A 21,438-nucleotide genomic window follows, 5' to 3' on the forward strand; every position below is an offset into this window, starting at 1 on the left:
TGTCGCTGACCAAGCTGCTGCCGAGCCTACTGCTGAGGTGGTTGTTCCTGAACCGGCTGCCGAGAGCAAGCCAGCCAAAAAAGGCTCCAGCAAGAAGAAAAAATAGCTCTATTGCCGAGGGATCCCTGAATTCACCCCAGTGGGCGGCAGCAGTGCCACTCTGCTTCTCCCACCATGGCAAGCCGGCTGAGCAGGTTGAGGCTTTCTGGATGGAGTTTCCCTATTTTTTGCCTTGGCACGGCCAACTACAACACGCTAGGGTGACAGGCGGTCATTTTGGATCTTGGGCATGAGCTGTATCCTACGCAATGCGTTGATCCCCACCGGCACAGGCTACGAAACCACAGATGTGCGCATCGAGGGGGAACGGATTGCTGCTATCGATAAAGGGCTACCCGCAACGGGCACAGACAGCCTAGAACTGGAGGCCGGCAACCAACTCTTGCTGCCGGGCTTTGTCAATGCCCACACCCACTCTTCCGAGCTGTGGCAAAGAGGGATCATCCCGCCCTACCCGCTGGAGCTGTGGCTGGCACAACTGCACGAGTACGCGCCGCCGGATCCGGAAAAGATCTATCTCAGCGCCCTGGCGACGGCAGTAGAGACCCTGCTCAGCGGCGGCACGACGGTAGTGGATCATCTCATCCTCATCCCCGGCCAGGAGCTGGCCACCCTCGAGGCGGCGGTGCGGGCCTACCGAGAAGTCGGGATCCGCGCCTTCATCGGTCCCCTGCTTCAGGATCAGGCCCTCTCCACCTGCCTGCCCGGCGGTTCATCCTTCGCTGGCGGGGCGGCAGCCTATCCCCTGAGCACCTCAGAGGTGCTGGCCCTGGTGGAAGAGGCGGTTGAGAAGTACCACCGCCCGGAAGAGGGCATCACCCTGATGGTGGCCCCCACCGGCATCCAGCTCTGTTCTGACAAGCTGTTTGAGGGCTGCGCGGAGTTGAGCCAGAAGTATGACCTCCCCCGCCATGCCCACCTGCTGGAAACCCGCGCCCAGCAGAGGTTGGCCCAGGAAAAATACGGCTGCAGCGCAGTCGAGCACCTGGAGCGCTTGGGCTACCTAGACCGGAGAACCTCGCTGGCCCACTGCGTCTGGCTTACCGATGCCGATATCGAGATCTTGGCCCGCACCGGCTCTACGGTTGTCCACAACCCCTTGAGCAACCTGCGCCTGGGCAGCGGCATCGCCCCCATCCTCAAGTACCGGCGGGCGGGGGTGAATGTGGCCTTTGGCTGCGATGGATCCGCCAGCAATGACTCCCAGGATCTCTTGGAGGCCATTAAAATCGGCACCATCCTGCACAACATCACGGATCCCGACTACCGCCACTGGATCTCGCCCCGGGAGAGCGTCGAGATGGCCTCCCGCGGTGGGGCCATTGGCCTAGGGCTGGGAGAGAAGCTGGGATCCCTGGAGGTGGGCAAGCAGGCGGATCTGGTGCTTTACGATCTCACCCAACTGTCGCTGTTGCCCCGTACCGATCCCATCGGGCTGCTGGTGCTGGGCCGGCCCACCCAGGCGGTGCACAGCGTCTGGGTTAGAGGGAAACGGGTGGTGGCCAACGGCGAGGTAACGACGGTGGACGTGGCCCAGTTGCGGCAGGAGCTGTTCGAGCACAGCCACTGGGATCCCTTCCGTCGCTCGCAGCAGGCAGCACAACTGGAGGCCCGCTACCGCCAGGTGATGGGTCTGCCAGAATAGCCCTAGAGTTGCCGGGGCCGACCGTGGGAGCAACAGCCGACTGGGCCAGAGCTACCGAACAGGTGAAGCAGCAGGCGCTGGCGCTGGGCTTTGACAAGGTCGGCATCGCCAGTGCGGCGGATCCCCCTGACTTGGCGGGCTTGCGGGCCTGGCTGGCGGCGGGCATGGCCGCCGACATGGCCTGGATGGCCGATCCCCGGCGAATGGATCCAGAGCGGGTGCTGCCGGGGGTGCAATCTCTGGTCTGTGTGGCCCTCAACTACTACACCCCCATCTGCCACAGTCGGGATCCAGCCAAAGGCAAGATATCCCGCTATGCCTGGGGGCGGGACTACCACCGCGTGCTGGGGCGGCGGCTGAAGCAGCTCCACCTCTGGATGCAAGCTCAGTTCCCGGATTATCGAGGCCGATTCTATGTGGATACCGGCCCGGTGGCGGAAAAGCCCTGGGCCATGCGGGCGGGCTTGGGCTGGATCGGCAAAAACGGCCTCTTGCTCACCCGCGAATACGGCTCCTGGGTATTCCTGGGGGTGATCCTGACCACTCTCCCCCTGATCCCCGACCGTCCCCACACCGCCCACTGCGGCACCTGCAGCCGCTGTCTGGCAGCCTGCCCCACCCAGGCCATCGTCAGCCCAGGGGTGGTGGATTCCCGCCGCTGCATTGCCTACCACACCTTAGAGAGCCATGCTGAGCGGATCCCTGCCGAAATTGCCCAGAACCTGCACAATTGGGTGGCCGGCTGCGACATCTGCCAAGAGGTCTGCCCTTGGAACCAGCGCTTTGCCCGCCCCAGCCGGATCCCGGATTTTCAGCCTTACCCTTGGAACGTTGCCCCCGATCTCCAAGAACTGGCGCGGCTCGGCGACGAGGAGTTCGACCGCCGCTTCCCCGCCTCTGCCCTGCGCCGCCTCAAGGCCCACCGGCTGCGCCGCAACGCCCAAGCTGCTCTCCGAGCCCATCCCACCTCTGCAGCCTGCAGCAACGATTTGGAAGCCCTCTCTACCTAATTTGGATATCCTTTTCCAACAGGATCTGGGGATCCCTACCCTTGGGCCTGAGCCGGCACCGGAAAACGGTGGGGCTGTTGTCTCCGGGCCGGGGACGCAAGCCGGCATACACGTCTTACCCTCTTTCTTGGGATCCCAGTGCTGGGCTGAAGAGCGTCAGGCGTCCACGCCCTAGCACCTCCTATTGGTTTCCCTCTTCTCAGACCCTAACCCTGCATGGATAACGATTACGAAGACTATTACCCCGGCTACCGGCAGGCCAACAGCTACAACCTACTGCAATCTGGGTGGAAGCCCCTGTACCGCCATTTCGATGCCGAGTATTTCTGGCAACTGGCGATGCAGGATCCCTGGGCGTTGGCCGAGAAATTTTTGGATGTGTGCAGCGATGTTGCCAATGCGGTAGGACGTAGAGAGTACAGCCCGCTGGCCAACTTTCTCAACTTATTTTCAGAGAATACCCGTTACGAGATCGAAGAGTTTTGGAATAGCATCACCCCACCTCTGCCCGGCCCCGACTATACAGTATTTCAAGATCAGCTCTCCACGGAGACGCCGATTCGGCAGCAGGTGAGCCGGGATCAAATTCCCATCGATTACGTTCTAAGGCGCCTGCAGGAAATGACCGTTCTCAGAGTTTTGGCGCATCTGGGGCGACCGGCGCAGATCGTGCAATTCTATATGGAGCGCTACTTCTACTATCCGGTCGAGCGTTTCAGCAGTTGGGAGGAAATCAGCAGCCCGGGCACCACCTATGCCTTCTGGCCAGAGCACCAGATTTGGCTGCAAGTTCAGACCGCCTATCACAACCGTCGCCGCTACACCCTGCTGGGCGTGGATCTCAGGCCCTTAATTCGCAAGGTTACTTACAATCTGGCGGTGATGGTGAGCGGCTACCAAAGCCGGATCGGGCAAGTCTACAGCCCCTATCCAATCAGTTCTTTTCCCGCTGAAATTCAGGCCTTTACCGATCAAGTTCAACAGCAGATTCTACAGCAGGAGCGATTGGCGGTCTTGGTGCACGGGATCCCAGGTACGGGTAAAACGGCCTGGACGCAAGCGGTGGCCCACGAGCTGCTGGTGCCCCTGGGCTATGTGGTGTTTATCTTGGATCACGAAGCCGTACAGGAGTTCATCGCGCCCCCCTACCTGGAGCGGGTCTGCTTGATCATCAACGAAGCCGATAACCTCGCCCAAGACCGAGCCAGCGAGGTGGCCCAGCAGAGCACCAAAACCGAACGCATCCTCAGCCTGCTGGATGGCACCCTTCACCAAAGCGTGCTCGATCCCGATTATCTCGACTGCAGGCAGAGGCTGGTGGTGTTGATGACCTGCAACACGACCGAGCGCCTGGATCCGGCCGTTTTGCGCAAAGGGCGGGTGGACTTGATCCAAGAGTTTACCCACCGCTTTGTTTGAGCTGTGTCGGCATCTACCTGGTTTAGCCGCTGGGGCCAATCTTCGACTTGGGTCGGGCTTGGGTGGGCTAGGTAGCCCGCAGTTGAACCGGCATGACCAAATAGCAGAGGCGCGTCGCTCCAATCGGCTTCCAGATGGCCGGCTGGGTGGCGCCGTTCAGCTCCAGGCTCACCTGCTGGGTCTGAAACACCTTAAGGGCGTCCAGCAGGTAGCGCACATTAAAAGCCAGCTCCAGGTCAGGGCCGGACATCTGTACCGGCAGAGATTCCTCGCCACTGCCCACATCGGGCGCCTCGGTGCTGATGCGTAGGGTTTGGGTTGCCTCAGAAAGGCTGAACTTGATGATGTCGTTCCGCTGGGCAGCCAGCACCCCCACCCGCTCCAAGGACTCGATCAAAGGCCGACGCTCCAGGGTCACATGCCGCTCAAACTGCCGCGGGATCAGGCGATTGTAGTCGGGATATTGGCCTTCCAACAGGCGGCTGGTGATCCGCTGTTGGCACTGGGCGCCAGGGGGCAGAACAAATTGCACCTGGGATCGGTCAAACCGCAATTCCACCGTCGATGTCGCAGTCTGTGCGGCGAGGATGCGCTCCAACTCTCGCAAAGTACGAGCAGGGATGGTGAAATCCAACCCCAGGTTGGCCACCACCGGGATCCCGTCTGCCTCCACCTGCACCATGGCCAGACGATGCCCGTCGGTGGCCGCAAACTCTAAGCAAGGGGGATCCCCCGCCAAGAGCTTGACATGAACCCCCGTAAGCACCTGCTTGGTCTCATCCCCAGAGGCCGCAAAGAGGGTTTGGCCGATCCCTTGCAACAGGCTCTCGATGGGCAGCTCCAGCCCCTGAGCTGCTGCGCCTTCCTGCCCCGCCGGATCGCCATCCGCAGCAGCGGCACGAAGCGGTATCTCCGGCAAGGTGGGGTATTCTTCAGCCGACATGCCCCGCACTTGGTACTGGCCGGCTGCCGACGTGAGAATCACAGGGGCACCCTCCTGGGCTTGGTTGCTCACCCTAAGACTCATCGGGCCGCTGGGCAGACGGCTGACGATATCGCCGAGCAACTTGGCAGGCAGAGTGATGCGACCGGATCCCTTCACCTGCGCCTCGAACTCGCTGCGAATACACAAGTTCAAGTCAAAGGCGGTCAGGGCAACCCGTTGAGTTTCCCCGCTCGCCTCCACCAAGACATTGGCCAAAACCGGCAGGGCAGGGCGGCTGGCAACCGCTCGTCCAACGGAAGCGAGGTGGTGGCTGAGATCGGCTTGCTCACAGGTAAAGCTGAAGCCATGTTGGGACAGGTCGGCAGCCTCATCAAAGCGGCTCTCCCCACCATAGGGGCCGCCAGCCTTGCCGCTGCGCCGGGCCAGCGCGAACGACTCGGTTTCCAGTTCTCGATCCACAGGACGTTGAGCTTGCACCATGGGGAGCACTTGAGGGCTGCACAGGCACATCCTACACCGACTGCCCCGATCGGATCCTGCCTTGCCAAGACGAGTTTTGCAAAAAAAAATTTTCTCGCGCGCGCGGGATCAAGCTAGAAACCACGATCCCTATCTAATTTAATTTTTTGATCTAGTAGTAGTAGGGGCTGTGGAAACTGTGGAAAGTGATCGCCAAACCCTTGCGCCATCAGCCTTTGAGCTTATTCCCCACCTGTGGAAAAACTGTGGATAACTTGGCCGTTTTTCCACAGGGTATTTATACCTGTTAATAACTTGGGGGGTTTTTCCACAGGTTTTCCACAGGTTTTTGGGGTTTTTCCACAGGTTTTCCACAGGCTGAAGGGATGCAAATGTTGCTATTTCCTGACAAATTCATAAAACTTAACACACGATCAGCGTGAGATCCCCTAATGTAGTGAGTCCTCCCCCTAAATATGGCTGGGGACTCCACCGGAGCTTGGGCAGGCTTCGCTGGATTTCCACAGCTTTTCCACAGGCTGGCGAAGAGAGCCTGGATCTTGTCTTTTGGCTTGATCGGCTCTGCTTGGCTGCCGGTGAGCTTGCAGGTACTCTTGGCAGGACAGCCAAGACTAAAGGCGGTAGGGATCGGGACGGGACAACACCTGACCCAGAGCAGGGGATCCAGTTGCGAGGGGATGGCGTCAAGAACCCGTAGCAGCGGAGGGTCAGGTGTAGGTCAACGGGATCCATTCTGGTAATGGCGGGAGCGCAGCACGAGCACGTCAGAAAGCTGGCGCAGTTGATTCTGAATTTGGGTCAGTTGCTTTTTGTCGCGCACATCGATACAGAGATCGATCAGGGCAGTGCGGTTGGCAAAAGTTTGCACCTTGGCGTTGCGAACATTGATGCTCTGATCCGACAGGCGGGACAGGATATCCCGCAACACCCCGACGCGGTCGATGACTTCCAGATGCAGTTCTACCGGGTAAATCTGAGCATTTTGCTGCAGTTGCTCTTCATTCCAGCGCACCGGCACCAAGCGTTCTCCCGAAACCTGGGCCACCCGCGGGCAGTCCCGATGATGGATGCTAATGCCTTTGAAGCGGGTGACCACGCCCAAGATCGGATCCCCGGGCAGCGGGTTACAACACTTGGCCAACTGGTGTTTCAGGCCCTCCACCCCCAAAATGGGGGACTGGGATTTGCGGGAGCCAGAAGCCACCCCAGGCCGCGGCAACAACAGCTTGGATCCCTCGATCGCTCCTGCCTCTGTGGGGGGAGAGACTGCCGGTTTGCTGACCTCCTGTAGCCGATGGAGCACCAGCGTGGGGGTTGTCTCGCCATAGCCGAGAGCCGCCAACAAATCCTCTACGCTGGCGTAGTTGAGCTTCTCGGCCACCTTTTGCATCCGCTCGGATTTGAGCAGGGCATCAAAGCCCGTTTTGCCCAGCTCCCGCTCCAGCAAATGCCGACCCCGGGCGATGTTTTGCTCGCGATTCGAGCGCTTAAACCATTGGCGAATGCGATTGCGGGCCGAGCTGGTGGCAACGAAATTGATCCAGTCCAAGCTGGGATGGGCATTTTTGTGCGTGATGATCTGCACAATATCCCCATTGCGCAGGCGGGTATCCAAAGGCACGATCTTGTTGTTGACCCGCGCCCCCGCACAGTGATCCCCAACTTCGGAGTGGATGCGATAGGCGAAGTCCACCGGACAGGATCCCTGCGGCAAAGCCAGCAAATCCCCTTTGGGCGTGAAAACGTAAACCTCGCTCTCAAACAAGTTCTCGCGAATGGTCTCCAGATACTCTTTGTCGTCTTTGAGGTCGTTTTGCCACTCCAGTAGCTGCCGCAGCCAGGTAAAGCGCTCCTCGTCCGGCCTAACGGTGGTGCTGCCAGCCTCCTTGTACTTCCAGTGGGCGGCGATCCCGTACTCGGCCACGCGGTGCATCTCTTCGGTGCGGATCTGCACCTCCACCGGTCTTCCCTGCGGGCCGATCACCGCCGTATGCAAAGATTGGTAGCGATTGGCCTTGGGCAAGCCAATGTAGTCTTTGAAGCGCCCAGGGATAGGGCGGAAGCAGTTGTGAACGACCGCCAGCACCCGATAGCACTCGCTGTTGGTCTGCACGATTACCCGCACTGCCGAGAGATCGTAAATCTCGTGAAATTCTTTGCGCTGCTGCTGCATCTTGCGGTAGATGCTGTACAGATGTTTGGGCCGCCCGCTGATCTCAAAATGTTCCAGCCCCGCTTGGATGAGGTTTTGACGCAGCTCTTCGATAAAAGCTTGGATCTCCGCCTCTCGCTCGGCGCGCTTGGCGTTGACCAATTCCTGGATCTTTCGGTAGGCTTCGTAATCCAAATACTTAAAAGCCAAGTCTTCCAGCTCCCACTTGAAATGCCAGATCCCCAGCCGGTTGGCCAGAGGGGCAAAAATTTCCATCGTTTCGGCCGCAATTTGCCTTTGCTTGCTGGGGGAGAGGTACTGCAGCGTGCGCATGTTGTGTAAGCGATCCGCCAGCTTGACCACGATGACTCGAATGTCTTTGGCCATGGCCACAAACATGCGGCGGAAATTTTCGGCCTGCTGCTCGGTTTTGCTGGAGAAATTGAACTTAGAAAGTTTGGTAACTCCCTCTACCAGTAGACGAACTTCTGAGCCGAATTCGGCTTCCAGCGCCTCTAGGGTGACCTCTGTATCTTCGACAACATCGTGCAAAAGGCCCGCTGCCACCGTCACCGCATCTCCCCCCAGCTCTCGCAGGAGCGTAGCCACGGCTACTGGATGGGCAATGTAGGGATCCCCTGATTTGCGTTTTTGGCCCTGATGCAAACAATAGGAAAACTCAAAGGCACGGCGCAGCAGATCGGCTTCTTCAGCCGTGTAGGGCCGCAGCCCATCGCCGGGATCCTCAGCACCGGAAAGCAAAGCGCGCAGCCATCCCGGCACCTCAAAGTCGAGGCTGTTTAGGTCAAGACCTCTATCTGAGGTGGCAAGGACAGCAGTCTGACCCATGTGAACCCGGAGAAACAGGATGTTTAATTACTGACTATAGTTCATCCAGCTCGACCGCCAACAGATTGGAGAGAGAAAAAATACCGGATAAAAAGCGAAGCGCCGGCAAGCCGCCGACGCTGCCTGCTGGCTATCCTCAGCAGAGCGAGATTAGTCTTCGCCCCATTCCTCGCAATCGCCGATTAAATCGCAGAGGGGATCCGAGGGGCAGTAGTCTTGCAGCTCCAACTCCTGGGCAATTGCCTGCCACTCCCGCTGTGGGAAAAAAGGCTGCAGGTGGGAAATGGCTTCAGAGCGGCGCAGAACCCCCTCCCGGATGAGGCGACGAGCTTCCTCCTGAATAGCCTCAACCGCATAGTGGGTGGCTTGTAAAGTGGGCATGGCTTAACCTACAGGTGGGATGAATGGGATGCACCGGAGGGCCAGAAGGAATCTGGACTTGCCTGGCCATCTCCATCATAGAACTGGGTCTCGTTTCGTAGCAAGAGATACAACTTTGTAGTGCAGATAACTGTAGGGATAACCCGCACCTGCCTGAAAGACCATGCCACACTGGATCCCAACCCTTCCAACAGCAGCACCTATGGATCCCTGTCTGATCCCTGTCAAGCTTCCCCACGGCTCCTACGACATTCTCATCCAGTCCCCCGCAGGTTCCGGCGGCCACAGCCTCAGCCAGTTGGGATCCCAGATGCGAGCTTTGGGGCTAGCCGGCAAGGTGCTGGTGGTGAGCCATCCGGGTATTGCCAAGCATTTTGCCGAAAAGTTGGTGCAAGGGTTGCAGCAAGCCGGGTTTGCCGCTCATCTTTTTCTGTTGCCCGCCGGCGAGCGCTACAAGACCCTGCGCTCCGTGGCCAAGATCTACGATGCTGCCTTGAGCTTTGGCCTGGAGCGCTCTTCCACCCTCGTGGCCCTGGGAGGCGGGGTAATCGGGGATATGGTGGGGTTTGCTGCCGCCACCTGGCTGCGCGGGATCCCTTGGGTGCAGGTGCCCACCTCGCTTTTGGCCATGGTGGATGCGGCCATTGGCGGCAAGACTGGCGTCAACCATCCCGGCGGGAAAAACCTAATTGGGGCCTTCTACCAGCCGCGCCTGGTGTGGATCGATCCAACGGTGTTGCAGACCTTGCCCCGGCGGGAATTTACCTCTGCCCTGGCGGAAGTGATCAAATACGGCGTCATCCAGGCTGCCGACCTGTTTGAGTTTTTGCAAGACCGGCCCAAGCTGAGCCGCTATGCCGACTTTGCTCCCGCCGACCTGCACTATCTGCTGCGCCGCTGTGCCGAGTGCAAAGCCTGGGTGGTACAACAGGACGAACGAGAGGGGGGCCTGCGGGCCATCCTCAACTACGGCCACACCCTCGGCCATGCCCTGGAAGCCGTTACCGGCTACCGCCGCTACCTGCACGGGGAGGCGGTTGCCATTGGCATGGTGGCTGCGGGGGAGATCGCCCGTCGCCTGGGGTGGTGGAGCGCGACTGAGGCCGAGCGGCAGCGACGCCTTATCGAAAGGGCAGGGCTGCCCAGCCACTGGCCCGCCGGGATCCCTTGGGAGGCAGTGCTGCAGGCGCTGCAGGCAGACAAAAAAGTCAAGCAAGGGCGGATCCGCTTCGTTCTGCCCCGCCGGATTGGCCAAGCGGAGCTGACCGATCAAGTTGAGCTGGCGGATGTGCAGGCCGCTCTGGCCGCAATGACAGGAACCTCTTGAACCCTAGAATTAGGAAGACCTGAGGACAAGAAAGCATGGGACGGCAACAACGGGTAGCCATCTTGGGGGCCACAGGAGCCGTAGGAATGGAGCTGCTAAAGCTGCTGGAAGAGCGCCGCTTTCCGGTGGCAGAGCTGAAGCTGTTGGCCTCGCCCCGCTCGGCGGGCACCCACTTGACCTTCAAGGGAGAACGGATCCCGGTGGAGCCGGTTGCAGAAGCGTCCTTTCGGGGTCTGGATCTGGTGTTGGCCTCTGCCGGGGCGAGTGTTTCCAAAACTTGGGCCAAGGCCATCGTCGAGGCAGGGGCAGTGCTAATCGACAACTCCAGCGCCTTCCGCCTGGATCCCGATGTCCCGCTGGTGGTGCCGGAGGTCAACCCCCAAGAAGCCTTTCGCCACCAGGGGATCCTCGCCAACCCCAACTGCACCACCATCCTAATGTGCGTGGCCATCTACCCGCTGCATCGCCACATCCCGCTGCGCCGCGTGGTGGCTGCCACCTACCAGTCCGCTAGCGGGGCCGGGGCCCGCGCCATGGTGGAGCTAGAGGAGCAAACCCGCGCCTACCTGCAAGGCCAACCGTTGCAGCCGCAGGTGTTCCCCTATCCCATTGCCTTCAACCTCTTCCTCCACAACAGCCCCCTGCAAGAAAACGGCTACTGCCAGGAAGAGATGAAGATGGTCAACGAATCCCGCAAAATTATGGGATCCCCCCACCTACGGCTGACGGCTACCTGCGTGCGGGTACCGGTGCTGCGCACCCATGCCGAGGCCCTCAACCTGGAGTTCGAGCAGCCCTTCCCGGTGGAAAAGGCCCGACAAATTCTGGCCCAGGCTCCTGGGGTGGTGCTCATCGAAGATTGGGAACGCAACCGCTTCCCCATGCCCATTGATGTAGCCGGCAAAGACGAAGTGGCCGTGGGCCGCCTCCGCCAGGACATCTCCGAGCCCAAAGCCCTAGAGCTGTGGCTGTGCGGGGATCAGATCCGCAAAGGAGCAGCCCTCAACGCCATTCAAATTGCCGAGCTGCTTTTGAAGGACTAGTTCACCACCACTGTCCAAGTAACAGGCCCGGCCTGAACAGGAGCCGCCTGCGTGCTGTTCAACGTGACTGGGGAGTTGGGGTAGGAGTAGGTGCCGGCTGGTGCCAAGGCCACTGCCGTTTTTACAGGGATAGTAACTGTGCAGGCTCCACCCCCAGCTACTTTCCTCCAGTGAATTGAGTGGTGTTTCCGTTAACCGGAGCCGCTGTCGAGAAAAAGAAGCGGGTAGAAGGGAAGTTCTTTTGGGAATTTCCCAGCCCGCTGGAAAAAGGGGAGAATCGAGAGGCGTTTGTCCTTGACGGAGAGTGGCTTGTGCATCCTATTGCAACGGGATCCCTGGCCAGCTTGGTGGCTGGCTTGGCGACGGGGCTGGGGGCTTTGCCGGCGCTGTTTCTCCCCTCACTCTCGGAGAGGGTGCAAGGGATCCTGCTGGGGTTTGGGGGTGGGGTGATGTTGGCCGCCACCTCGTTTTCGCTGCTGGTGCCGGGCACCGAGGCGGCGCTGGCACTGGGATATTCCCAGTTGGGGGCGGCCGTGGTGATGGTGGCGGGCCTGTTGCTGGGGGCGATCTTCCTGGAGAGTGCCCACCAGTTTCTTCCCCACGAGCACTTCTTTAAAGGGATCGAAGGGGAGAACCGCGCCCATCTAAAGCGGATCTGGCTTTTTATCATCGCCATTGCCCTGCACAACTTCCCAGAAGGCCTGGCGGTGGGGGTGGGGTTTGCCACCGGCCAAGTCGGCGATGGGCTGGTGCTGGCACTGGGGATCGGCCTGCAGAACATGCCGGAAGGGCTGGTGGTGGCCTTGTCGCTGGCAGGCCAGGGGTACTCGCGGCTATTTGCTTTTGCCATCGCTCTGCTGACCGGGCTGGTGGAGCCCATCGGCGGCATCGTGGGAGCGACAGTGGTTTCTCTGGCGCAGTCCCTGCTGCCCTGGGGCATGGCCTTTGCCGCCGGGGCGATGTTGTTTGTGATCTCAGATGAGATCATCCCCGAGTCGCACCGGCGGGGGTTGGAGCGGGAGGGCACCTTTGGCGTTCTCAGTGGGTTTGTGGTGATGCTGCTGCTGGACATTGCCCTGGGTTAAAAAGGGATCCTGTCCTGACCTGGGTCAAGTCTTGACACGAGGTTTTGATGCTGAGCAACGAGCCTTTTCTGTGGCGGGGATCAAGGGAGCACGCCTGCCTGCTGCTCCATGGGTTGGGGGGTGGCGTCTACGAGTTGCAGTGGCTGGCGGAGCGGTTGCTGGCAGCCGGCCTGACGGTGCAGGGGTTTAACTACCCTGGCCACGAGCGTCCAGCACCCCGCATGCCCCCTTCCCGCTGGACCGACTGGTACGGGCGGGTTTTGGAACATTACCTAGCCCTGCGGCAGGAGTACCCGCGTGTTTCGCTGGTGGGGTTTTCCACCGGCTGCCTGTTGGCGCTGCACCTGGCCTTTGCCCATCCTGTCCACAAATTGGTGCTGCTGGCGCCGTTTTTTGCCATTCGCCACCACTGGTACTATCTCTTTCGCCCAGAGCAGTACCTCAACAGCCTGGGCTGGCTCTTGGAAGATGTCCCTCGCTTCCGCCTAGCGATTCGGGATGGCGATGCCCGCGCGCTGGCAGAAAAAGTGGCCTATTTTCGCAGCTTCCATCTGACGGCAGTGCGCAGCGCCCTTGAGCTCATCGAGCGGGTCAAGGGGGAGGTGGCCAGTGTCCAGGTTCCCACCCTCATCCTGCAGCCGCGCCAAGATACGGTGGTGGATCCTGAACAAGCAGCGTGGCTTTATCAAGAACTGGGATCCGCCCAGAAGAGCCTGCATTGGCTGGAGCACTCCGACCACATTCTCACGTTGGACTGTGAGCGGGAGACGGTGTTTGCCCAGGTTTGCACCTTTCTCACCCAGGATCCCGTTCCAGCCGGATCAGCGTAACCCGTTGCCAGGCGCCGCCCTCGTCGTAGTCCCGCACCAGGCGCAGCAGGTGGCGGCCTTCCGGCCCTTCCGGAAACCAGCCTAGGCTGACGGAAAAGCGGCGATCCCGATGCAGGGTGGGGATGGGCAAGGGATCCGGCCCGCCAATCCACAGCCCCCCCGGCAAGGGAGCCCGGATCCCTGTTTCCTCTTCCCCCCAAAACTGAACTTCAGTTTCGCTGGGCAGGCTATCAACTGCAGAAAAGCTCTGGGCGATCCCCCGCCATCGCCCTTGCAGGGCCAGGCCCAGTTGCGCTTTGGTAAGTGAGGGAAAGTCGGCAGCAAGATCCAGCGCTTGGCCGCGCCGCTCCAAGATGACGGTCACCCCCACCAATCGGCCCTGGGGATCCCACTGTTGCACCAGCCGCGCCTTGCGATCCCCCCAGAGGAAGCCCTGCTCGACGGCAAAATCGCCAAATGGCGCCAGTTGCAGCCGCCCGTTGGAAAAGGAGCCATCGGGAAAAAAGCGCAAGCCGGGCGAGAAATCCTCATAGACCCAGCTCTGGCGGCTTTCTGGGGTAGGGGATCCCTCTAGGGGGTAGTAGGCATTGGTTTGGCGGATCGCACCCAAATCCAAAGCCTCAAAGGTGATGAGGCTGCGCTTTTGGCCCACGAGTTCCCAGCCGTGGGCGGTGGGTCGATACTCGCAAAACAGGCCGTGCCATTCTCCCAGGTGCAGGGCCAGACATTGTCTCTGGGTTTTCATAAAGCCATGTGACGTAAGACTGGGGAGATGGCTTCTGTCCTAAGATCCTATCCGGGATCCCGTAGCGGGCGGAGTCCTTTCGAGTTTTAGTCGTTGTGCCGGTCTGAAGTAGGATCCCAGTCCAGGTCTTCGTGGCGGTGTTCCCGTTCCCAGCGACGCACCCAATCCCAAATGCGATAGTGCTGCTCGGCGCTGAGCTGTGTGGGATCCTGAGCCAAGGCAGCCGCTTCTTCCCCGCTGAGCAAGGCAGCCAAACTGCCGATCTCCACCAAATAGCGGCGTTCTTCTGCGGTGGTGTGGGACTGATTGAGCCGTCGAATTAAACGACGTAAAGTAGCCATATCCTGACTCATAAGCCGACGCAAAGTAATCAACGAGGATCCATCAAGGACTGGTGAGAACAGTGTAAGACCAGAATCATCAAATCATCAAAGAAACAAACGGAGCAGGCCAAATTAGCTCATCAAAGGATCGTCAAAAGATCCCAGGATGCGCACTTCTGGCTCCAGAAGTATCGACCATCGTTGATAAACCTTTTCTTGGGCCAAGCAAATCAGACGGTAGATGTCGTTGGCGCTGGCCTGGCCACAGTTGAGGATGAAATTGGCATGGCGCTCGGAGATCTGGGCCCCACCAATCCGGTAGCCCTTTAGACCGGTCTGCTCAATTAACCAGCCGGCAGGATAAGTTTCGGGGTTGCGAAAGACGCTGCCACAACTGGGCAGATGATAGGGCTGAGAGCTGAGGCGCTGGTTGAGGTTGCGCTGGGTTTCCCACTGCACCTGGGCCGGATCCCGGCCTGGGAGTAACTGCAGCGTTGCCCCCGTCACCGTCCAGGGCAAGTCCTGCAGGCGAGAGCGGCGGTAGCCAAATTGCAGATCGACAGGTTCTAAGCGGCAGGGCTCCTGCTCTTCATCCAAAATCTGCACTTCCACCAACACGTCCGCCATGGCGCGTCCGTGGGCGCCGGCATTCATCACCACTGCTCCCCCCAGCGTGCCCGGGATCCCGATGGCCCATTCCAAGCCGCTCCAGCCCCGCTTGGCGGCTGCCCGCGCCAGGTTAACCAAAGGTTCTCCGGCAGCGGCCCAGATCCTCCCCCCCTCCAACAGTTGCATCCCGCGCAAACGCCGGGTGTGGATCACCAGCCCCGGCAGGCCAGCATCGCTGATGAGCAGGTTGCTGCCCGCCCCCAACAGGGTGACAGGGATCCCTTGCGCCCGCGCCCAGGCCAAACATTGCTGCAGCTCCAGATTGTTGTGCGGCTCGCAATACCACTCCGCCTTGCCGCCCACCCGGAAGCTGGTCAGAGGGGCCAACGGGATCGCCGCTTGCATCCGTCCAGAGAGTCGGGCAACGCTGGAGGTATTGGGCACGCAGGGAGCTGTAGTCATGATGCCAATACCTCAGAAGCCCCCATCTCCCCGATCCCATTCTCCGCTTGCCCCGGCAATTTCTCCCCCAAGTCTGCCAGAGGCTGTTCCCCCACCCGAGCCGCATAGGCCCGCATCGTAGCGGCTATCTGCTGATTGAGATCACCTGCGCCCAAAAAAATAGCGAGATCTCCAGGCTGCAAAACAGAGGCCAACATCTGCGGCAATTGCGGCAAAGAGGACACGTAGCGCACCTGGGGATGGTGCTCCGCCACCGCTACGGCTAACCGCAAGCTATCGGAGCCCTCAGGGGACGCTTCTCCGGCCCCATAGGTGGGCACGATCACCACCACATCTGCATTCTCGAAGCAGCGGGCAAAATCTTGGAACAAGGCGGCCAAGCGGCTGTGGCGATGGGGCTGAAACACCGCCACCACCCGCCGCTGCTGCAGATGGGCCGCCCGCAGCGTGGCGCGAACCTCGCTGGGATGGTGGGCATAGTCGTCGATAAAGGTGACCCCGCCCACCTCGCCCTTGGCTTCAAAGCGGCGCTGCACCCCCCGAAACTGGGCCAGAGCAGAGGCAATCACGGGGAACTCCAAGCCCAACTGCCGCCCGACGGCAACGGCGGCCAAAGCGTTGCTGAGGTTGTGGGATCCCAGTACCTGCAGGCGGAGCTGGCCGAGGAGGGATCCCCTCTCCCAGATCTCGGCGGAGGTAAAGTCCGCGGCATAGACGATCTCGCGCGCCTGGTACTGGGCTTGGGGATGGCCGGCCAGGCTGTAGCCAATGTCCACCGCCAGGTGGGTGGCCACGTTGGGGCAATCTAGGCAAGCCACCAGGGTTTGGCTCTGCTGCCCGTACTGCTGAAAGGCCCGGATTACCTGCTCCAGATTGGCGTAATGATCGGGGTGATCCAGCTCGATGTTGGTGATCACGCCAATCTTGGGGTAAAGCCGCACCAGGGATCCATCCGACTCATCCACCTCCGCCACCCAATATTCCCCCTGGCCCAGACGGGCGTTGCCATCCCAGGCATCCATCTCCCCACCGATAATCAAGGTGGGATCCCAGCCCGCCGCCAGCAGCATGTAGCCAATCATACTGCTAGTAGTGGTCTTGCCGTGGGTGCCCGCCACGCCGATGCTGGGGCGATGGTTAAACAAGGCGGCCAGTAAATCAGCTCGATGCCAAACCTTTAGTCCCTTGTCTAGAGCCGCTGCCAATTCCGGGTTGCTGGGGCGGATGGCGCTGGAATAGACCACCTGGGGATCCCCGGCCAAACCCTCTAGAGTGTGGCCCTGAATAAAGCGTACCCCCAAGGCTTCCAGGCGACGGGTACGGCCATTGGCGGCAATATCTGAGCCGGAAACGCGAAACCCCTGCTTGGCCAAAATGTAGGCCAGAGCCGACATCCCCACCCCACCGATGCCCACAAAGTGATAAGTGGAAAGAAGGGGATTGAAGGGATCCCGATGCGGGAGCAAAGGCTGAGAATGAACCGGCGACGGCGTGACGGGATCCCCTCCTCCAATTGTCTCCACCATCGCAACTCCACCTCACTCCTTGCCACCACACCCAAAAAATCGGCACCTGCAGAGAGGCACCAAACAGGGCAGATCATATCAGGAATTCCTACGGCTAGGTAGCTTTTGCCCCTGAGGGCTGCCGAAGGCCGACAGATCAACCCAGATTTAGGAAAAAAAACAAAAGCAAGCACCCAGGAAAAACCTGGACATCCTCAGCTCGCAAAATTTACATTTATTAAAGAATTGGCGACACAGCAACCGTTTGCACGTTTGCGGTGCCCAACTACGGAACCAAAGCGAGTGGGGAACTAATGAATCGGCGGGTGCTCTGGTGGACGGCGGGAGCTGCGCTGCTGGGCTGTGCCAGCCTAGCCTGGCTGGGCCTGAGTCGGCAGGCAGCCACTCAGTCCATCTCAGAAAATGCTGAGGCGACAGTGGAAATCCGGCTGCCCCCCCGTATTGGCGCCCTGGGGCGCCTGGAGCCGGAAGGAGAAGTGGTGCAGGTGGCCGGCCCCCCTGGGGAGCGGGTGGGCGAGATGTTGGTGGCTGAAGGGGATCGCGTGGTGGCAGGCCAAGTGCTGGCGCGACTGGAAAACTATGGCGAGCGCCTGGCGGAGCGGGAGTATGCTGCCGCCCAACTGCAAGAAGCCCGCGCCCGACTAGAGGCCGAGACCCGCTTTGGCCAAGCCCAAGTTGAAGAGGCGCGCACCCGCCTCAACCGTCTAGACGAACCGCAACAGTTGCAGATCCGATCCCAAGAGGCGGTGGTGGAGCGCCTTCGGGCGGAGCTGGCCGATGCTGAGGCCAACCTGGCTCGCTTTCAGACCCTGTGGCAGGAGGGGGCTATCTCCCAGCAGGAGCTCGACCAGAAGGCTCTGCTGGTGCGGCAACGGCAGGAGGACTTGCGGGCCGCTGAGGCCACTCTGGATCAACTGCGCCTGGCCCGCGAGCGGGATCTGCGCAACGCCCAAGCCCAGGTGCAAGCCGCTGAAGCAGGGCTGAGGCGGGCCCAAGCGCAAGTGCAACTGGGATCCCTGGCCCGCAACCTGGAGCTGGCCGAAGCCCGCCTGGAGCGCACCCTCATCCGCGCCCCCCGGGCCGGCCAGGTGCTCAAGATCCATACCCATCCTGGGGAAGTTATCGCTGCCGACAAAGGGATCCTCGAGCTGGGCAACACCGACCAGATGATGGTGGTGGCGGAGGTCTACGAAACCGACATCCTGCGGGTGCGGCCCGGACAACGGGCCACCATCAGCAACCGCGCGCTGCCAGAAACGTTGCAGGGCCGGGTCGAGCGCCTGGGCCTGCAAATCGGCAAGAAAGACGTGCTCAACACCGACCCCGCCGCCGATGTAGATGCCCGTGTGGTGGAGGTGTATATCCGCCTGGATCCGGAAAGCAGCGCCCGCGTGGCTGGCCTGACCAACCTGCAAGTGGATGTGGCCATCGAGGTCGAGGGGTAGGGGGGGGACGATGTCCGGCCTGTTCAGCGTAGCGTTTATCGGGCGCCGCATCCCGTTGGCCTGGCTGCAGTTGACGCGGGAGAAGATCCGCCTGCTGGTGGCCCTGGCGGGCATTGCCTTTGCCTGCATCCTTATGTTTATGCAGTTGGGCTTCCAAGACAGCCTGCTGGAGAGCGCCATCCGCTTCCATGTCGCCCTCAAGGGGGAGATCTTCCTGGTCAGCCCCCAGTCCAACGCCCTCATTGCCATGAACACCTTTTCCCAGCGGCGGCTGTACCAGGCACTGGGCTTTGAGGGGGTACGGGCCATCTCGCCCGTCTATGTAGGCTTTGCCCTCTGGAAAAACCCCCAGACCCGCCGCACCCGCAGCATCTTTGTGGTGGGGGTGGATCCCTCTGCCGACCTGCTGGAGTTGCCGGAGCTGACCCCCGACAAGTTGGAGGAGATCAAGAAGGCGGACGTGGTGCTCTTCGACCGCCGCTCCCGCAGCGAGTTTGGCCCCATCCCGGAATGGTTTGAGTCCGGTCGAGAGGTCTTTACCGAGGTGGGGAACCGCCGCGTCCAGGTGGGGGGTCTGTTTGAGATGGGGGCTACCTTTGGCGCCGACGGCACCATCCTCACCAGCGACCTCAACTTCCTGCGCATTTTTCCCCAGCGGGAGCGCGGCCTCGTGGATATCGGTGTGGTGCAACTGCAGCCGGGGGTGGATCCCCAGCCGTTGGTGCAGCAGATGCGGGCTTTGCTGCCGGAGGATGTGCGGGTGCTGTCGCGGGCAGAGTTTATCGATATGGAGCAAAGCTACTGGGAGGAGGGCACGGCCATCGGCTTTATTTTCGGCCTGGGGGTGGCCATGGGTTTCATCGTCGGCATTGTGATTGTCTATCAGATCCTCTACACCGATGTGTCGGATCACCTGGCGGAATATGCCACCCTTAAGGCCATGGGCTACACGGATACTTACTTGCTGGGGGTGGTGTTTCAAGAAGCTATTTTGCTGGCCGGTCTGGGATATATTCCCGCTTTTGCCCTGGCGGTTTTGCTCTACGATTTGACGGCCAATGCCACGTTGCTGCCAATTGCCATGACCTTCAACCGGGCGGTGCTGGTGCTGCTCCTGGCGGTGAGTATGTGCTTTATCTCAGGAGCTATTGCCGTGCGGCGCCTGCGGGCAGCCGATCCCGCCGATATTTTCTAAAGTTTTGGCAAGGCGTTGCATGGGGGAGAGGAAATGGATTGTTGAATGGCTTGAACTCAACTGCCCAAAAACTTCTGGGATCCTTTCAATGATCTCCGGCCAAAGGTTTCTGGATGGTTCAATCGCGGCAGTTCCCATGATGGCCCACGATAAGTTGTCAACCCAAGTTGTTTGAGATTTTGAGCTCTCTATGCTGCCTTCCCTTCTCGATCAAGCCGCCCTCGCCTCCACCCAAAATGCCGTTGAGCCGGTGGTCAAAGCCGAAGGGGTGAACCACTACTTCGGCGAGGGATCCCTGCGCAAGCAAGTGCTTTTTGACATCAACTTCGTTTTGCAGCCGGGGGAGATCGTGTTGTTGACCGGCCCCTCCGGCTCCGGCAAGACCACGCTGCTCACGCTCCTGGGAGCTTTGCGCTCGGTGCAGGAGGGCAGCTTGCGGGTGTTGGGGCAGGAGCTGCGGGGCGCCCAGCCCAACACCCTCATCCAGATCCGCCGCCAGGTGGGGTACATCTTCCAGGCCCACAACCTGCTGCGCTCCCTGACGGCAGCCCAAAATGTGCGTATGGCTCTGGAGCTGCACAACGGCCTTTCCGCCCAGGAAGCCCAAGAGCGGGCGGAAGCGATGCTGGCGGCGGTGGGTCTCGAGGATCGCGTCCACTACTACCCCGAACAACTTTCGGGTGGGCAGAAGCAGCGGGTGGCCATCGCGCGGGCCCTGGTCAGCCACCCCAAATTGGTGCTGGCGGATGAGCCGACGGCAGCCCTGGACAGCAAGTCGGGCCGCGAGGTGGTGACCCTGATGGAGAAGTTGGCGCGGGAGCAGGGCTGCACCATCCTGATGGTGACCCACGACAACCGCATCCTCGACATCGCCGACCGGGTGCTGCACATGGAAGATGGCCGTCTGGAGAGCCAGGTTGTCGCCTAGCCGGCTGGCGCGTGGCGGCGGTACCAATCGATGGTGCGCTGCAGCCCCTCCCGCAGCCCCACCTTGGCCACAAAACCAATCCTCTCGCGGGCCTTGGAGATGTCCAGGCAGCGGCGCGGCTGGCCGTTGGGCTTGTCCGTTTGCCAGCGGATCTCGCCCCGAAACTCCATCAGCTCGCAGATGAGGGCAATCAGATCTCGGATGGAGATCTCCTCGCCGGTGCCCAGGTTCAGGGGCTCGGAGCTGTTGTAGAGCTGGGTGGCCAGGAGAATGCCGCGGGCGGCATCTTCGGCGTAGAAAAACTCGCGGGTGGGGCTGCCATCTCCCCACACCTCGACGTAGTTCTGGCCCCGCTGCTGCGCCTCGTGGACCTTGCGGATCAAGGCCGGGATCACGTGGGAGCTTTCCGGATCGAAGTTGTCCATGGGGCCGTAGAGGTTCACCGGCAGGAGGTAGATGCCGTTGAAGCCATATTGCTGCCGGTAGGCCTGCAGTTGCACCAGCAGGGCTTTCTTGGCGATGCCGTAGGGGGCGTTGGTCTCCTCCGGGTAGCCGTTCCAGAGATCTTCTTCCTTGAAGGGGACGGGGGTGAACTTGGGATAGGCGCAGATGGTGCCCACGCAGACAAACTTCTCCACCCCAGCTAGATAGGCGGCGTGGATGAGCTGGGATCCCATGATCAGGTTGTCGTAGAAAAGCTCCGCCGGCTTGGCCTGGTTGAGGCCGATGCCGCCCACGTGGGCCGCCAAATGGATGACGATATCTTGCCCCTGCACCACCTCTTGGCAGACTTCCCAGCGGCGCAGGTCGTGGGTGCGGGAGCGCGGGATCCGCACCTGCTCCGGCTTCACCCCCAGCACTTGCAACTGCTGCAGCACATGTTTGCCCAAAAAGCCGCTGCCCCCCGTGAGCAAGATGCGCTTTTGGCTGAGATCGATGGCACTGGGCACACTGTTGAGCATCATGTCCGACGCGGAA

At 60.7% G+C, this 21,438-nt stretch carries 18 protein-coding genes; 10 read left to right on the plus strand and 8 right to left on the minus strand.

Going from position 1 to position 21,438, the window contains the following annotated elements; translation table 11 throughout:
- Positions 1 to 289 precede the first annotated feature (289 nt).
- The 3 genes from NW851_RS00410 (at position 290) to NW851_RS00420 (ending at position 4,134) form a co-directional block, all read left to right on the plus strand.
- Complete coding sequence (locus NW851_RS00410; protein ID WP_414334181.1) at positions 290 to 1,705, plus strand: amidohydrolase; 1,416 nt, start codon at positions 290 to 292, stop codon at positions 1,703 to 1,705.
- An 8-nt stretch (positions 1,706 to 1,713) separates the two neighbouring features.
- Positions 1,714 to 2,715 carry a tRNA epoxyqueuosine(34) reductase QueG gene (queG, locus tag NW851_RS00415; RefSeq protein ID WP_414336509.1) on the plus strand — a complete coding sequence of 334 codons (1,002 nt, stop codon included), beginning with the start codon at positions 1,714 to 1,716 and terminating at the stop codon, positions 2,713 to 2,715.
- A gap of 216 nt (positions 2,716 to 2,931) precedes the next feature.
- Positions 2,932 to 4,134 carry an AAA family ATPase gene (locus tag NW851_RS00420; protein WP_414334185.1) on the plus strand — a complete coding sequence of 401 codons (1,203 nt, stop codon included), beginning with the start codon at positions 2,932 to 2,934 and terminating at the stop codon, positions 4,132 to 4,134.
- A 67-nt stretch (positions 4,135 to 4,201) separates the two neighbouring features.
- On the opposite strand, the gene dnaN is transcribed toward NW851_RS00420, so the two are convergent.
- The 3 genes from dnaN to NW851_RS00435 form a co-directional block, all read right to left on the minus strand.
- On the minus strand, positions 4,202 to 5,560 hold the full coding sequence (gene dnaN, locus NW851_RS00425) for a DNA polymerase III subunit beta (RefSeq protein WP_414336511.1): 1,359 nt from the start codon (positions 5,558 to 5,560) through the stop codon (positions 4,202 to 4,204).
- Positions 5,561 to 6,278: 718 nt separating this feature from the next.
- Entirely contained in the window at positions 6,279 to 8,561 is a 2,283-nt protein-coding gene (locus NW851_RS00430) for a RelA/SpoT family protein (RefSeq protein WP_414336512.1), read from the minus strand.
- Positions 8,562 to 8,711: 150 nt separating this feature from the next.
- The gene (locus tag NW851_RS00435; protein WP_414334190.1) at positions 8,712 to 8,942 is read right to left on the minus strand and encodes a DUF4327 family protein; all 231 of its coding nucleotides are present in this window, start codon (positions 8,940 to 8,942) and stop codon (positions 8,712 to 8,714) included.
- Between the two features lie 202 nt (positions 8,943 to 9,144).
- Here NW851_RS00435 and aroB point away from each other — a divergent pair, with 202 nt between their 5' ends.
- From aroB to NW851_RS00455, 4 genes are all read left to right on the plus strand, one after another.
- Positions 9,145 to 10,269 carry a 3-dehydroquinate synthase gene (gene aroB, locus NW851_RS00440; protein WP_414334192.1) on the plus strand — a complete coding sequence of 375 codons (1,125 nt, stop codon included), beginning with the start codon at positions 9,145 to 9,147 and terminating at the stop codon, positions 10,267 to 10,269.
- 35 nt (positions 10,270 to 10,304) lie between these two features.
- Complete coding sequence (locus NW851_RS00445) at positions 10,305 to 11,312, plus strand: aspartate-semialdehyde dehydrogenase (RefSeq protein WP_414334194.1); 1,008 nt, start codon at positions 10,305 to 10,307, stop codon at positions 11,310 to 11,312.
- A 182-nt stretch (positions 11,313 to 11,494) separates the two neighbouring features.
- Entirely contained in the window at positions 11,495 to 12,397 is a 903-nt protein-coding gene (locus NW851_RS00450; RefSeq protein ID WP_414336515.1) for a ZIP family metal transporter, read from the plus strand.
- 47 nt (positions 12,398 to 12,444) lie between these two features.
- Positions 12,445 to 13,227 (plus strand): alpha/beta hydrolase, encoded by a 783-nt coding sequence (locus NW851_RS00455; RefSeq protein WP_414336517.1) that lies wholly within the window; start codon positions 12,445 to 12,447, stop codon positions 13,225 to 13,227.
- Here NW851_RS00455 and NW851_RS00460 read toward each other — a convergent pair.
- The 4 genes from NW851_RS00460 to murC form a co-directional block, all read right to left on the minus strand.
- The gene (locus NW851_RS00460; protein WP_414336519.1) at positions 13,193 to 13,972 is read right to left on the minus strand and encodes a DUF3598 family protein; all 780 of its coding nucleotides are present in this window, start codon (positions 13,970 to 13,972) and stop codon (positions 13,193 to 13,195) included. The genes NW851_RS00455 and NW851_RS00460 overlap by 35 nt on opposite strands.
- Before the next feature lie 86 nt (positions 13,973 to 14,058).
- A complete protein-coding gene (locus tag NW851_RS00465; protein WP_414335383.1) occupies positions 14,059 to 14,313 on the minus strand; it encodes a hypothetical protein in 255 nt (84 codons plus the stop codon).
- A gap of 114 nt (positions 14,314 to 14,427) precedes the next feature.
- Positions 14,428 to 15,366: a UDP-N-acetylmuramate dehydrogenase gene (gene murB / locus NW851_RS00470; protein WP_414336521.1), complete on the minus strand. Its 939-nt coding sequence runs from the start codon at positions 15,364 to 15,366 to the stop codon at positions 14,428 to 14,430.
- Positions 15,363 to 16,892 (minus strand): UDP-N-acetylmuramate--L-alanine ligase, encoded by a 1,530-nt coding sequence (murC, locus tag NW851_RS00475; protein WP_414336523.1) that lies wholly within the window; start codon positions 16,890 to 16,892, stop codon positions 15,363 to 15,365. Before murC ends, murB begins: the two co-directional genes overlap by 4 nt.
- Positions 16,893 to 17,185: 293 nt before the next feature.
- Between murC and NW851_RS00480 the strand changes: the two genes are divergently transcribed.
- The 3 genes from NW851_RS00480 (at position 17,186) to NW851_RS00490 (ending at position 20,460) form a co-directional block, all read left to right on the plus strand.
- Positions 17,186 to 18,337: an ABC exporter membrane fusion protein gene (locus NW851_RS00480; protein ID WP_414335389.1), complete on the plus strand. Its 1,152-nt coding sequence runs from the start codon at positions 17,186 to 17,188 to the stop codon at positions 18,335 to 18,337.
- A 10-nt stretch (positions 18,338 to 18,347) separates the two neighbouring features.
- Positions 18,348 to 19,532: an ABC transporter permease DevC gene (gene devC, locus NW851_RS00485; protein ID WP_414335391.1), complete on the plus strand. Its 1,185-nt coding sequence runs from the start codon at positions 18,348 to 18,350 to the stop codon at positions 19,530 to 19,532.
- A gap of 190 nt (positions 19,533 to 19,722) precedes the next feature.
- On the plus strand, positions 19,723 to 20,460 hold the full coding sequence (locus NW851_RS00490; protein ID WP_414335393.1) for a DevA family ABC transporter ATP-binding protein: 738 nt from the start codon (positions 19,723 to 19,725) through the stop codon (positions 20,458 to 20,460).
- Here the strand turns inward: NW851_RS00490 and NW851_RS00495 are convergent.
- On the minus strand, positions 20,457 to 21,425 hold the full coding sequence (locus NW851_RS00495; RefSeq protein WP_414335395.1) for a GDP-L-fucose synthase family protein: 969 nt from the start codon (positions 21,423 to 21,425) through the stop codon (positions 20,457 to 20,459). The two genes, NW851_RS00490 and NW851_RS00495, sit on opposite strands and share 4 nt — an antisense overlap.
- Between the last annotated feature and the right edge of the window lie 13 nt (positions 21,426 to 21,438).

It is taken from the genome of Synechococcus sp. H55.7 (genome assembly GCF_047462395.1).
Classification (GTDB): Bacteria; Cyanobacteriota; Cyanobacteriia; order Thermostichales; family Thermostichaceae; genus Thermostichus.